General features: G+C 58.1%; 10 protein-coding genes and 1 tRNA gene. 7 read left to right on the forward strand and 4 right to left on the reverse strand.

Translation table 11 applies throughout. The features are described 5' to 3' along the window. Nucleotides 1–7: 7 nt before the first annotated feature. The 3 genes from Q1A75_RS18830 to Q1A75_RS18840 form a co-directional block, all read right to left on the reverse strand. On the reverse strand, nucleotides 8–2140 hold the full coding sequence (locus Q1A75_RS18830) for a TRAP transporter permease (protein ID WP_299546681.1): 2133 nt from the start codon (nucleotides 2138–2140) through the stop codon (nucleotides 8–10). A gap of 80 nt (nucleotides 2141–2220) precedes the next feature. Beyond that, nucleotides 2221–3213, reverse strand: a complete 993-nt coding sequence (locus tag Q1A75_RS18835) for a TAXI family TRAP transporter solute-binding subunit (RefSeq protein WP_299546679.1) — start codon at nucleotides 3211–3213, stop codon at nucleotides 2221–2223. 239 nt (nucleotides 3214–3452) lie between these two features. Next, on the reverse strand, nucleotides 3453–4847 hold the full coding sequence (locus Q1A75_RS18840) for an aminotransferase class III-fold pyridoxal phosphate-dependent enzyme (RefSeq protein WP_299546696.1): 1395 nt from the start codon (nucleotides 4845–4847) through the stop codon (nucleotides 3453–3455). 393 nt (nucleotides 4848–5240) lie between these two features. On the opposite strand from Q1A75_RS18840, the gene Q1A75_RS18845 reads away from it, so the two are divergent. The 3 genes from Q1A75_RS18845 to Q1A75_RS18855 all read left to right on the forward strand — a co-directional run bounded on the left by Q1A75_RS18845 (nucleotide 5241) and on the right by Q1A75_RS18855 (nucleotide 8423). Beyond that, nucleotides 5241–6248 (forward strand): ABC transporter substrate-binding protein, encoded by a 1008-nt coding sequence (locus tag Q1A75_RS18845; RefSeq protein WP_299546677.1) that lies wholly within the window; start codon nucleotides 5241–5243, stop codon nucleotides 6246–6248. A 106-nt stretch (nucleotides 6249–6354) separates the two neighbouring features. Further along, nucleotides 6355–7161, forward strand: a complete 807-nt coding sequence (locus Q1A75_RS18850; protein WP_299546675.1) for an ABC transporter ATP-binding protein — start codon at nucleotides 6355–6357, stop codon at nucleotides 7159–7161. After that, nucleotides 7158–8423, forward strand: coding sequence for an ABC transporter permease subunit (locus Q1A75_RS18855; protein WP_299546673.1), 1266 nt, complete (start codon nucleotides 7158–7160; stop codon nucleotides 8421–8423). The genes Q1A75_RS18850 and Q1A75_RS18855 overlap by 4 nt, the downstream gene beginning before the upstream one ends. Nucleotides 8424–8478: 55 nt before the next feature. On the opposite strand, the gene Q1A75_RS18860 is transcribed toward Q1A75_RS18855, so the two are convergent. Further along, nucleotides 8479–10404: a hypothetical protein gene (locus tag Q1A75_RS18860; protein ID WP_299546671.1), complete on the reverse strand. Its 1926-nt coding sequence runs from the start codon at nucleotides 10402–10404 to the stop codon at nucleotides 8479–8481. 266 nt (nucleotides 10405–10670) lie between these two features. Between Q1A75_RS18860 and Q1A75_RS18865 the strand changes: the two genes are divergently transcribed. The 4 genes from Q1A75_RS18865 to Q1A75_RS18880 form a co-directional block, all read left to right on the forward strand. Beyond that, nucleotides 10671–11129: a GNAT family N-acetyltransferase gene (locus tag Q1A75_RS18865; RefSeq protein ID WP_299546669.1), complete on the forward strand. Its 459-nt coding sequence runs from the start codon at nucleotides 10671–10673 to the stop codon at nucleotides 11127–11129. 42 nt (nucleotides 11130–11171) lie between these two features. Further along, nucleotides 11172–11248: transfer RNA gene (locus tag Q1A75_RS18870), tRNA-Arg, on the forward strand. A gap of 301 nt (nucleotides 11249–11549) precedes the next feature. Then, entirely contained in the window at nucleotides 11550–12650 is a 1101-nt protein-coding gene (locus Q1A75_RS18875; protein WP_299546667.1) for an AAA family ATPase, read from the forward strand. Nucleotides 12651–12759: 109 nt separating this feature from the next. After that, nucleotides 12760–13139: metallophosphoesterase (locus Q1A75_RS18880; protein WP_299640838.1), on the forward strand; the 380-nt coding region annotated here is incomplete at its 3' end.

The raw sequence follows: 13139 nt of genomic DNA on the forward strand, positions 1-13139 counted from the left end.
AATGCCGTCAGGCCGTTTTCCGGCCCATCTGCACCCCCCGGAACAACAATATGCTGCCGATACCGATGCCAATCAGGTCCGTTATCCAGGAACCCGAGATCATGCACAGTGCCCCGGCAAGGAGCAGGAGACGGATCGCCGGACCTGCCGGGCCGATGAACCAGCCTTGAACAGCCCCGGCCAGCATATAAACCCCGGCCAGCGCCGTCACCATATTGCGCAGGATGATGTACCATGGTGCCTCCATCAGCAGACCGGGGCTATAGAAGAACATGAACGGAACGATGAACGCGGCAAGACCCACCTTGAAGCTGGTGACCGAGGTGCGCATCGGTTCTGACCCGGCAATGGCCGCACCCGCATAGGCTGCAAGTGCTACGGGCGGTGTGATGGCAGAAACCACAGCAAAATAGAACACGAAGAAATGTGCGACCAGCGGTTCGATCCCGATCTCGATCAGACCCGGGGCCACGACAGAGGCGGCAACTGCGTAGGCCGCCGTTGTCGGCATGCCCATACCCAGAATGATGGCGATCATCATTGCAAAGATAAGGGCAAGAAGCGTGCTTTGCTGGGCCAGATCAAATAGCAGGTTTGAAAAGCGCGCCCCGACGCCCGTGAGCGAAATGACCCCGACGATCAGACCGGCACAGGCGCAAACGGTTATGATTTGAATGCACATGCGCCCGCCAAGGCCAAGTGCCTCATAAATCTTACGTGGCCCCATGCGGTATGGCGTCAGCCAACTGACGACCGCAGCGCTAGCAATGGCAAGTGTCCCTGCCCGGATCACGGAGTAACCTGCAAAAAGCGCCCCGATCAGGATGACGATGGGCAGGAACAGATACACTTGGCGTATCAGGTCTTTCAGCTTGGGCAGCTCATCGGCCCGCATGCCGCGCATGCCTGTACGGCTCGCTTCGAAGTCCACCATCAGGTAGATTGAGGCGAAGTAGAGGATGGCAGGGATCAGGGCTGCGACGACCAGTTCCGTGTACGGAATACCGGTGATCTCGGCCATTATGAAGGCGCCGGCACCCATGATCGGCGGCATGATCTGTCCGCCGGTGGAAGCGGCCGCTTCGATCGCGCCAGCTGATTGAGGGCGGTAGCCCACCTTCTTCATCAACGGAATGGTCAAAGACCCGGTGGAGACCACGTTGCCCGCTGATGTTCCGTTGATCATGCCCATCAGCCCGGAGGCGAGGACCGACACTTTGGCTGGACCACCGCGCGCGCGTCCTGCCACGGCGAAAGAGAAGTTCACGAAATAGTCGCCCACCTTGGAGCTTTGTAGGAAGGCAGCAAAAACGATGAAGAGGATGATGTAGGTGGAGGACACCGCCGTTGTTGGACCCAACACGCCGTTGTCCGTAAACACATAGGTGAAGAAGCGCTTGGGGTCATAGCCGCGATGTTCAAGAAACCCGGGCATCCACGGCCCCATGAAGGCGTAGATCACAAACACAAGGGCGATGACGACAAGCGCCATGCCTGCCACCCGTCGCGTCATCTCGGCGATCAGCAGGACGACAACAAAGGCCGCCCAGCCATTATTCGGATCGGCAAACGGGGTGCCTGCGCGCAGGCGCAGTGACAGTGTATCGAGGCTGAACAGGACAAACCCGAAGCTCGCGACTGTGGCGACGATCAGTGCGATATCGGAGATGGTGAGTTGATTTTGGCGCGCGGGATACACCCAGCCGGTGGCCACAGCCAACAGCGTTCCACCCGCCAACGTCCAGCCAAAGATGGCCATGGTCCATTCAGGTGGAGCGGATTGTCCGGGCTCAAAGAACCACATGGCCGCCAGAACAGAACCAAGCGCAAGGGACGTGGCGACGAGCGAGACCGCGCCCAAAGCGCGAGGAAGCCGACTGGGTGCGCCACCTTCTTGTGCCCGACGAACGGAAAGTGCGGAACTCAATACAAAACCGAGGATCAGTGCCCCTGCCACATGCATGATCCGAAATGTCCATGTTTCGAGCGGGGCTATGTTCAGCACGTAGAGGTGCCAGGCACTGTACAGCGCGCACAGCAAAAAACCGACTTTCGCTAACCATGTTGTGTTTTGTAGGTCTGGCGAATTGTCGATCTCTGAAGGCAACTTGATGTCAGAAGCGGCTTGCGTGTTGGTCATTTTCGTATCCCTCGGCACGTGCAAAAACGCACCCTGCCATCAGACAGGGTGCGCCTGCGGTGTCAATCGGCGTCCAGGCCTTAGCCCTTCAGCTCATCCGGGATATCGAACCCGTTTTCCTCGAACCAGCGCACGGCACCGGGGTGCCAGGGAATGAAGGTATTCTTGTCGAAGTTTTCGGGCAGTGTTTCGACTGCGGCTTTGTGGATCTCGACCATTTTCGCGTTGTTTGTCATCACTGTCTTGACGATTTCGTAGACCATGCTTTCCGGCAGATCTGCATGTCCAACCGCAAAGTTCCACATGGAAACGCTCAGCTGTTCTTCGGGTTGCGATGGATAGGTGTTGGCCGGAATCGTGAAGTCAGCAACGGGTTGCGATGCAATGACGGCTGCCTGTTCCTCTTCGGTGAAGCCGAAGAAAGTCACGTCGGTTTGTGCGTCCAACTGGCTGAAGGCGGGGAAGGGCAGACCACCTGCCCATGTTTTAACGTCGATCAAACCGTCCTGAAGTTGACCGGCGAGGTCAGAGGCCCCGCCATTGCGGAACTCGACGTCTTTGCCCATATCCGTGAGGATACGCGGCCAATAGGTTCCGGGTGTCCCTCCAGCCGGGCCAACGCCGACAACGGCCCCATCCGGGATATCTGCAAAGCTGGTAATGCCTGAGCTCGTAAGCGTCATGGCATGGAACCCTGTCTTGTACATGGGAAAGAGCGCACGCAGCTGGTCGTGTTTCAAGCCGGGGGCCAGTGCGCTGTTGCCGTTGATGGCGTCAAACGCAGGACCCATGGTGACCATACCCATGTCGAGGTCACCGGTTTGCACCAGAGCGGCGTTCTGGACAGGTCCGCCGGTCACCTCTGTGCCGCCGGGGATGCCCAGCGCTTCGGATACCATGTTGGCCCATCCGGCGCCGTACACGAAGTATGTGCCACCCTGGCTGGCTGTGCCGACGGAAAAGCTGTCGGGCCAGTCGCTCTTGTCTTGGGCGGAAGCAACAGTACCGACCAGGCCGATCACACTGGCGAACGCAAGGGCTTTGACGCCCTTCAGTTTGAGCAAAGCAGTCATTAATTCCTCCAGTTAATGTGGCGCCATGCGCTGGCGCTTATTTTTTGTTATCGATTGAAGGTATATCTGTGGTTGTTCAAAACAAGAGGAACAGGGGATGTCTGGCCGCCTTCACGTGGTATTGACCGGTGTTGTTCACTCACTGTTGCGCTTGGTACAATGTTCGCGGGACGCGCATCGCCATCCAACAAAAAAAGGCAGGGTCTCCCCCGCCTTTCTACTAAGCTTTTTGAGTTTGATCAGCCAAACACACGTGTGAGTGCACCATCCACCGCACCGACGATCTGGTCGATATCGTCTTTGGTCGCGATCAGTGCGGGTGAGAAACACAGTGTGTTGTTCTTGCCGGGCAGGGAGCGGTTGGTGGCACCAATGACCACGGCCTGCTTCATGCAGTCGCCGACAACGGCTTGTACCATTTTCTCATCCGCCGGGTCGCGGCTGTCGCGGTCTTTGACCAGTTCGGCCCCAAGGAACAGACCCTTGCCACGCACGTCGCCAATGACGGCGTGCTTGTCTTTCAGCTCGGCCAGCTTGTCGAGCATGTAGTCGCCCATGGCGGTGGTGTTTTCGAGCAGGTTCTCATCCTCGATGATCCGCATGTTTTCGAGTGCCGCCGCTGGGCCTGCCGTGCAGCCGCCGAAGGTCGAGATATCGCGGAAGTAGTTCATCGGATCGCTGGTGTCGTCCTTGAACATGTCGAAGACTTCGTTGGTCGTCGCAAGGCACGAGATGGCGGCGTAGCCCGAGGCGACGCCTTTGGCCATCGTCACCATGTCCGGTTTGATGCCGTAGTGCTGGTAACCGAACCATGTGCCGGTGCGGCCAACACCGCAGACGACCTCGTCGATGTGCAGTAGGATGTCATATTTCTTGCAGATCTCCTGCACCCGCTCCCAATAGCCTTCGGGGGGCACGATCACACCACCGCCTGCGGTGACGGGTTCGAGGCAAAGCGCACCCACGGTGTCGGGGCCTTCGCGCAGGATGATCTCTTCGATCTGGTTTGCCGCCCATTCGCCGTAGTTTGCGTCAGGCGCGCCGTCCTGTTCGTGCTTGCGATATTCAAGGCAGTGGGGCACGCGGATGAAGCCGGGGGTGTAGGGGCCGTATTGTGCGTTGCGTTCGTCCTGTCCACCGGCGGACAGGCACGCGATGGTCGTACCGTGGTAGTCGCGGTCCCTGTAGAGAATCTTGTGCTTCTTGCCGCCATAGCGCTTGTGCGCGATCTGGCGGACCATCTTGAAGGCTTTCTCATTCGCTTCGGACCCGGAGTTGGCGTAGTAGACGCGGTCGAGCCCGGGCATCTTGGTCAGCAGCTTCTCGGCAAAGAGCGCACCAGGGATCGAGCCTACGGTGCCGCCGAAGAAGTTCATTTTGACGATGGCGTCGCGCACGGCGTCGCCCATCGACTCGCGGCCATAGCCCACGTTTACCGTCCAGACACCACCGGACACCGCATCAATGTGCTCGATACCCTTTTGATCCCAGACACGCAGGCCCTTGCCTTCGATGATGATCTTGGGATCAGCACCGGTAAAAAAGGGTTGGTGCTGTACCAAATGGTGCCAAACATTTGCGCGGTCGGCTTCGATCACGCGGCTCATATCGTTTTCGTTGAACGTTCCGTCCATGGGATCAACCTTTCGAGAGAGAGTGAGGCCCATGAAACAAAGGGCCAATCAAGCTTGCTGACGCGTACAATCGCTGAGAATCTGGTCTCAACAGTAGGGCCAGTTTGTTGCGACAAGTAAAGCCAGTTGGCGCAACCTTGCGTATGCATTTGCCAGCGTTGACTTCGAAATCCCCTTGTTTTCATAGACCTGTGAGAAATTTGGGAATCCGAAAGACTGGGTTCATCAGCACAAAATTATGACAGAAGCCCCGATTTTACGTTGATCCGGGCGGGATTATCGGCTCGGATCACCGCAGCGCCGCGGCACGCCGCGTGCGACCAGAGGCGGAACACCGCCCGACATGATCCAAAGGCGAGCCAGCGGGCTCGTGAAAAACACGGGAGTACTAAGATGACATTCAAGACAAAGCTGATGGGTGCTGTGGCAGCCACCGCGATGCTGGCGGGCGCACAGGGCGCCGTGGCTGCGGGCCATGGTGGTGAAATCACGGTTGCCTACTTCCTGGAATGGCCGATGCCTTTCCAGTTCGCCAAAGAGACCGGCATGTACGAAGAAGCCACGGGTGGCACCAAGATCAACTGGGTGAGCTTTGACACCGGTACTGCGATGTCGGCGGCCATGGCGTCTGGCGACGTTCAGATTTCGGTCAGCCAAGGCGTGCCGCCTTTCGTGGTTGCGGCATCAGCGGGTCAGGATATCCAGATCGTTGACGTGGCAGTGTCCTACTCGGAGAATGACAACTGCGTTGTGTCGTCGGGTCTGGAAATCGACAAGGAATCAGCTGGTGAGCTGGCAGGCAAGAAAGTTGCCGTTCCGCTGGGCACTGCCGCCCACTACGGTTTCCTGAGCCAGATGAATCACTTTGGTGTCGACCTGGCGTCGCTGGACGTCGTTGACATGGCGCCTGCTGAAGGTGCTGCGGCCCTCGCTCAAGGTTCGGTCGACATGGCCTGCGGCTGGGGTGGCGCGCTGCGTCGCATGAAGGAAAGTGGCAATGTTTTGCTGACCGGTGCCGAGAAGGAAGAGCTGGGCATTCTGGTGTTTGACGCGACAACCGCGCCTGCTAACTTCATCGCAGAAGAAGGCGAACTGCTGAGCCAGTTCCTTTCGGTGACAGCGGCAGCAAACGCCATGTGGGCGGATGAAACCAACCACGCCAAGATGCTGCCGGTGATCGCGAAAGACGCTGGTATGGACGAAGATGCGGCAGCTGAAACGCTTGCGACGTTCAAGTTCCCCTCTGTCGACGAACAACTGAGTGAAGCGTGGCTGGGCGGTACTGCCCCTGCCTTCATGAAGGGTGTTGCGGACGTGTTTGTGGGTGCCGGGTCGATCGACGCGGCCCTCGACAGCTATGTGGGCGCGGTCAACACTGGACCGCTGTCAGACGCCAAGTAAGCCAACCGGCCCGTGCGACATCCGCGCGGGCCATTTCAAATCGAAGCAGGAAAAACCTGCTCGAGTCCGTGTGTGTAATACCGCGCAAGCCACAGGTGGGAACCTTATGTCTGGATTATCAATCCAAAACCTTTCAATGCGTTTTGACTTGCCCGGAGGTGGGCACGTTCAGGCGCTGCAAGACGTATCGCTTGACCTAAAGGCGGGCGAGTTGCTGAGCGTGCTGGGCCCGTCGGGTTGCGGCAAGACCACGCTGCTGAACATCGTGGCGGGCTTTCTTGCTCCGACAGAGGGCAAGATGATCCTCAACGAACACGAGATCAACGGCCCTGACGCCGAACGCGGCATGGTGTTCCAGCAAGGCGCGCTGTTCGAATGGATGAGCGTTCGCGAAAATGTGGGCTTTGGCCCGTCGATGAAAGGCATGCCCAAAAGGGAAAAGGTCGAGATCGTCGATCACCTGCTGGACGTTGTAGGCCTGCAGGACTTCAAGGAAAAGGCCGTGTATGAGTTGTCTGGCGGTATGCAGCAGCGTGTGGCCCTGGCCCGCTGTCTGGCCAATGATCCCGACGTGATCTTGATGGACGAACCCTTGGGCGCGTTGGACGCGCTGACCCGCGAGAAGATGCAGTCCCTTGTGCTGAAGCTGTGGAAAGAGACAGGCAAGACCATCATCCTGATCACCCACTCGGTCGAGGAAGCGCTGCTACTGGGCGAGCGTCTGTTGGTCATGGCTCCGCGTCCTGGTCGCATTCACAAGGAATACCGCCTGCCCTTTGCTGAAATGGGCGTTGGGCAGGATCTGCGTGAGGTCAAGAAGAATCCCGAGTTCGCAGAGCGGCGCGAGGAAATCCTTGGCATGATCTGGGATATGGAAGAGGAAATTATGGGCCGCACGGAGGCAGCGTCATGATCCCGTTTCTGATTTACGTCGCGATTTTCGTGGTCGCCTTTTTCGTCGTCAAAACCATCGCACAGCGTACCGCAATTTCGGACTACGGGTCGCTGAAGACCGTGACGTTTGGTGACGAGAGTGCCGTGACGCCCAATCGCGCGGCCAGCATTATATCGATCCTGACCATTTTCTTGCTTTGGGGCATGTTCACCGGTTCAGCACTGCTGCCGAAATTCTTGCACGCCCCCGGCCCGTTTGAAGGCACGGGAACGTTTGAATACACGGCACAAGCGGGCGATCAAACCGATACGGCGACCGTGACAGTGCTGGTTCATCCCATCGACACCCCGACTGATGCGCCCGAAGTGGCACCCGGAGACGGCTGGGCCAAGGATGACAGCACTGCCATTGGTATGTGGCGGACTGGCCTGCTGCGCGTGGATCGCAATGACGAGTTGGGTCGTAACGACGGGGCTGTGATCACTGAGATCAATGGCCAAGCAGTGCAACCCGGCGATAGTGTGGACGTAGACTTTGGCACCGTCACCATATCGGACAAGGGCACGCCCAACATCCAGCCGTCCAAAGGCTGGCAGATGGAGCCGATCTGGCTGCCGTCACCCGAAGCCGTCGTGCAGCGTGTGGGCGAGATTGCCAGCCAGGGCTTCCGCGGTTCCACCCTTTGGGAACACTTGGGATACTCACTGTTCCGCGTGATTGTCGGTTTCTTCTTTGGGGCTTTGGTGGGTATCCCGCTGGGTTATGCCATGGGCCTGAGCAACTGGTTCCGGGGCTGGTTTGATCCCATCGTGGAATTTATGCGCCCGGTGCCGCCTTTGGCCTTGATCCCGCTTGTCATTATCTGGGCGGGTATCGGTGAGACCGGCAAGATCATCCTGCTGTTCCTTGCCGCCCTGTGGATCATGGCGATTGCCGCACGGTCGGGTGTGAGTGGGGTGAAAATTTCGAAAGTGCATGCCGCCTATTCCCTTGGGGCCAGCAAGGCGCAGATCATGCGTCATGTGATTGTTCCGAACTCGTTACCCGAGATCTTTACCGGGGCCCGTGTGGCCATGGGGGTGTGTTGGGGTACTGTTGTGGCAGCCGAGCTTGTGGCGGCTGAACAGGGCGCGGGCATGATGATCATGGTGGCATCCAAATTCCAGAACACCGATATCGTGATCATGGGGATCATCCTGATCGGTATCATTGGCTTCGGCATCGATATGTTGATGCGTTACGCCGAGAAGCTGTTGGTGCCTTGGAAAGGCAAAGGCTGAGCCAGATTGCACAAAGGAAAGAGAAAGCGGCGCCCCAGAGGCGCCGCTTTTGCGTTCAATCCGGATGATCGACAAGGTAGGCCAATATCGCGGCTTCGAGATTCGATCGGATGTCACAGCGGTGAAAGTTCGCGGTATACAGTCTGTAGAGATACGTGCCGATGAAGAAGGGCAGTGTGGTTCTTTGCTCGTCTTCCGACAGAACGCCGCTTGATAGGAAGGCCTGTACATCGTCGATCTTGATACCGTGAATCCGGTGGGTTGGCCGATCCGGATCGTGCATTTGGAGCCATACGAGAAACAGCGCTGCCTCGCGCGCGATAGCGATCCAGCACTCCCCCTGTATGTCGACGCCGTAGATCGTGCCGCGGTGGTAATGCGCGTTCATGCCGACAAAGTCACCATGCGAGGCAGCCTGGACAACGTGACACCCTTTGACACGGTCGTTTTGTTTGCGCAGCGAGGAAATCATTCGCTTGAGAAGTGCCTTGCTCGCAGGGTCTTCGACAGCACTGTGGTCACGTGCCAGAAGTTGTTTGATCCAGTAGCCCGGCCCAAAGTCTGCGTCACGCCGTCGGGAACTGGTATATGTGGCCAGCCAGCGGCCGCTGTGGGCGAGTAGCTTTTGGCGAGAACGCCCACGTGCGCCCGCTATCTTTTTGTCAAGCCGGGGCCCGGGAGCGTGCGAGAGGATTGCAATCCCATCCTCGGGCCAAGCCATAAGGCAGCGGTTGGCTTGACAGTCGCCATTCGCAAGCGTCTGTTCCAACCTGTTCAACTCGCCTCGCAAGCTACGCACTGTATGGGCGCGGTCCTCGTTAAAGAACCGCTTGATGACCACCTTTTCGCCATTCAACTTTGCGGTGAACACCCAGCTTTTGGGGGAGAATTTGAGCGCTTCAAGAATACGAAGTGACTGAACGCCCGGGCGATTTTTCAAATAGCGACTCACTGCCTTTGCAGCGTCAATGGCAGTGGCGGCAGGTTCGAACTCCCATGGGCCGGCACGCAAACCCAGCCGGGCTGGCGGGAAACCTTGATCCGCGAAGATCCCGAGAATTTCCGCATCCAAAGCGGCACTATCGAGGGATAGGCAAAAAGTGTTGAAGTACCAATGCAAGAAAGGCTTGTACTCACGTTGCCCAGTCAGCGCGAGCGAGAGATGGTGGGAAAAATCGTCGGGGTCGGTGACCGTTTCACAGACGTGGTGGAAGTCCGACCGGCCGAACAAGATCGCAGGTTTGTTGTGCAGGAATCCTTCGATCGCAACAGCCGAGTTGAAAGACACGGTTGCGGCACATGAGTGCAAGATGTCGTGGATGTTGGCGTTCGTTGGAATGAGGTCGATGCCCTCGGCTTGCAAGGCGTGGATCATCTGTTGCTCCGCCTTGGGGTTGAAAGACGGGTGCGCTTTGATCACAACGGGCCGGTCTTCAGCGTGTGTAGCAACGGCGCGGACCATGGCGTCGGGGTCGCAGTGGGCGGTGCCCCAGCGTTGTGGGTTGTCGCCTTGTAGGAAGATGGCAATGCAGTCTTTCGGGACCACACTATGCTCTTGTGGCTGGTCATAGCGAGACCACCGTTTTTCGACAAAACGGCGTTGCAGGTTGTCCCAGAGCTGCTGCGCTTTCTCAGTATCTACCGTTGCCGGATCATAGAGGGCGTTTCCAGCAGAGCTGCGGGCAAGCACGCCCTGTGGGTCAAGGTGATAGAATGGCGGCAGGTAGGCGAGGGTTGTGTTCAACGTACCCGGCTGTTGAACCAGACCGTTTTCGATAATGTGCAAGTAGTCCGGTTCCAACATGTCGGACCAGTCTGTTGTCTTGGGATCGCGCAAACGTTCGTCGCGACTGCGCACCTCTATATTGCCGCCACGTCCGGTTACCACCTCGTATATGCGGGCATGCAGCTTGAGATACGGCTGGTTTTGAAAGGTTCGTGTGAACCGGTCGGACAGGTGAAGGATGACTTTGGACGTCACGGATTGCAGCTCGTTATGGGGTGGTATTGCATTTGAAGTAGCGGCTTTTGCGTTGCGTGTCCAAAGCTGCATTTCCGGTTTGAGGGCGTATAAAAAAGATATGGTCCGCCACCGACATATTGTGGCAGGTCCAGTGCGCAACTTGATCACCGTTTTCAAGCCACCAAGGCAGATTCGATCCAAGTTTGATCAACGCTGTTGCTGGCCGCGTTCAATACCGTGCTTTTGCACTTTCAGTTCGCGACATTCTCACTAAGCTCTCTGGCATGTATACTCTTGGTCCCGATACGCCAGCCAGTGCAGACGTTCAGGCGTTGCTCTTGCGCCATTTCGAGTTGATGCGTGCCTCATCTCCCGAAGAAAGTTGCCACGTTTTAGAGCCAGACATGCTGCTGGAGCGCGACGCAACACTGTTTGTAGCGCGCGATGGAGAAACAGTGCTGGGCGTGGGTGCGGTGGCCGTCATTGAACCCGGTCACGCTGAATTGAAATCGATGCATACCGCGGCTGAGGCACGCGGGCGTGGCGTGGGACGTGCTGTGCTGAAGGCGCTGCTGGACCACGCTCGGGACACTGGCGTCACACGCGTCAGCCTTGAAACCGGATCGGCGGACATGTTTGCACCCGCCCAAGCGCTATATGTCGCGCATGGATTCCGGAATTGTCCGCCTTTTGGCAGCTATGTCCTGGACCCTTTGAGTGTTTTTATGACGCGCCTGCTTTGAACGCTTGCCCTGCAGGCTGCGCTGCGGCATGACACCATCAGCGGTCCCTTAGCTCAACTGGATAGAGCAGCTGACTTCTAATCAGCAGGTTGAGGGTTCGAGTCCTTCAGGGATCGCCAATCTTTTAGGGGTGGAAGCAAGAAAACGCAGAAGCGTGCGCAAAGGAAATGAGAAGCGTACGCAAACCTTTCTTATTGGCGCCGCTTCCCTCTAATAAAAGCGCTATTACAATACGTTAGATTGCTTCAAGCCGGTTTCCTTCTTCTGAGGTGGCACCGAATTTGCCTCCCCTTGACAGAACTCCCGACCTGCCTTTTCTGTCGGATACGGGTTCCGGAACCTTTCATCTTACATAGCCCCGCCGTTCTTCGGCGCGTGGCCGCCGCGCGAACTCCGTCTTGCGCCTTGAAAGGATTCCCCATGGCCCGTTCGACCACGACGATCCCGTTTCACGATTTGAGTTTCATAGACCACATCCCTGCGGTGCGGGAGGTCGAGGAGAGGCTGAAGAAGTTTCTCCGCAGGCTTCGAAAGGAGCGTCAGGACGCAGCGCATGAGGCGGGGCTGATCACCGAGGATGATTTGAAGATGAGCTTTGAGATGCTCGAGGAGGCGGACCGAACCTGCATCCGGCGGCGGGCGGTAACCTATCGCGATCGCCTGCAGGCCTCGACCGGGATGTCACATCTCTCCGAGGAGAACCGTACTAGCCTGACCGCTCTGCGCGGCGGGCTGCCTGTCGCGAAGGTCGCAACCGAACACGAGGCTGATGAGATTGCCGCCGCATTGCACGCCGAGATGCCTTGGATGGGACACGCCACCGAAGAGGTCTGGCATGGGCTCCGAGCTTCGGCCCGCGATGGTCTCGCGGGTGTGCGCTTCACCCCGCTGGTGCTGAACGGCCCCGCTGGGATCGGCAAAAGCTATTGGGCACGGCGTCTCGCGCATCATTTGTCAGTCCCGACAGTCAAGTTCGACGCCACTAACGAGCCCGCCAGCTTCGCTTTGACCGGATCGCAGCGCGGCTGGGGCAGTGCCCATGCGGGCAAACTCACGACGACGGTGCTCGAACATCGACACGCCGGCCCGCTCGTGATCGTCGATGAGATCGAGAAGGCCGATGAGGTGTATTCCAATAAAGGATCGCGCCATACGCTGACCGATGCGCTGCTGCCGCTGATGGAGCGGATGACGGCCAAGACCTGGCAGTGTCCATTCTTCCAAGTGAAATTCGACATGTCGTGGGTCAACTGGATTATGACCGCCAACTCTCGCGATGGGTTGCCGGAACCTTTCCAGAGCCGCTGCGTGGTTCTTGATCTGCCTGACCTGACGGTCGCGCAGCTTCGCGACTTCGCGGTCGCGGAGGCGACACGTCGCGGCTTGCCGGAACCGGCTGTTGCCGCTCTCGTCGATCTCTTTGAATGCGGCGCGATCTCGAACGCGCGCCTTAGCCTCCGCACAGTAGCCCGGATGCTCGACCGCGCCGAGACGCTGGCCAGCCAACCGCTGCTGCACTGAGGAGAATGCCATGACCTCGATGACCATCCCATTCTAAAACGGCATCCTCGCGATCCTCTCGGACCTGCATTACGACAGCTATCAACGATATGCGCTCGACCCGATTAGTATGTGTGGCCTGGAGGACATCCTGTGGAACGCCGACGCGTTGATCTTGGCCGGTGATCTCACCAACGGTTTTGCGCGCAATTGGCGGGATGTGTTCCAGTACCTGTCCGAGTTCATACCGCCCAACCAGATTTACGCACTACCCGGCAACCACGACTACTATCAAGGGAGCTTAGCGGGCGATTCTCACCTCGCCGAGGCGGCGCGGCAGGCAGGCGCGCACTTCATCCAGAAAGACGTCCTGTTGCACGGCGACACGCGGCTGGTCTGCTGCACGTTCTGGACCGATTTCAACCTGACGGGCTGTCCTTCCCCCCTAGAACTGTGCCATTACATTGGCCGCGAAAGGGGGATTGGGCATTGCGAGGAAGCGACATTCAG

The sequence above is a fragment of the uncultured Tateyamaria sp. genome, assembly GCF_947504105.1.
Lineage (GTDB): Bacteria > Pseudomonadota > Alphaproteobacteria > Rhodobacterales > Rhodobacteraceae > Tateyamaria.

Excerpts from the sequence above, each read along its gene's own strand:
- Q1A75_RS18835 (WP_299546679.1), bottom strand. The coding sequence starts at position 3,213 with ATGACTGCTTTGCTCAAACTGAAGGGCGTCAAAGCCCTTGCGTTCGCC.
- Q1A75_RS18855 (WP_299546673.1), top strand. The coding sequence starts at position 7,158 with ATGATCCCGTTTCTGATTTACGTCGCGATTTTCGTGGTCGCCTTTTTC.
- Q1A75_RS18830 (WP_299546681.1), bottom strand. The coding sequence starts at position 2,140 with ATGACCAACACGCAAGCCGCTTCTGACATCAAGTTGCCTTCAGAGATC.
- Q1A75_RS18845 (WP_299546677.1), top strand. The coding sequence starts at position 5,241 with ATGACATTCAAGACAAAGCTGATGGGTGCTGTGGCAGCCACCGCGATG.
- Q1A75_RS18850 (WP_299546675.1), top strand. The coding sequence starts at position 6,355 with ATGTCTGGATTATCAATCCAAAACCTTTCAATGCGTTTTGACTTGCCC.
- Q1A75_RS18865 (WP_299546669.1), top strand. The coding sequence starts at position 10,671 with ATGTATACTCTTGGTCCCGATACGCCAGCCAGTGCAGACGTTCAGGCG.
- Q1A75_RS18840 (WP_299546696.1), bottom strand. The coding sequence starts at position 4,847 with ATGGACGGAACGTTCAACGAAAACGATATGAGCCGCGTGATCGAAGCC.
- Q1A75_RS18875 (WP_299546667.1), top strand. The coding sequence starts at position 11,550 with ATGGCCCGTTCGACCACGACGATCCCGTTTCACGATTTGAGTTTCATA.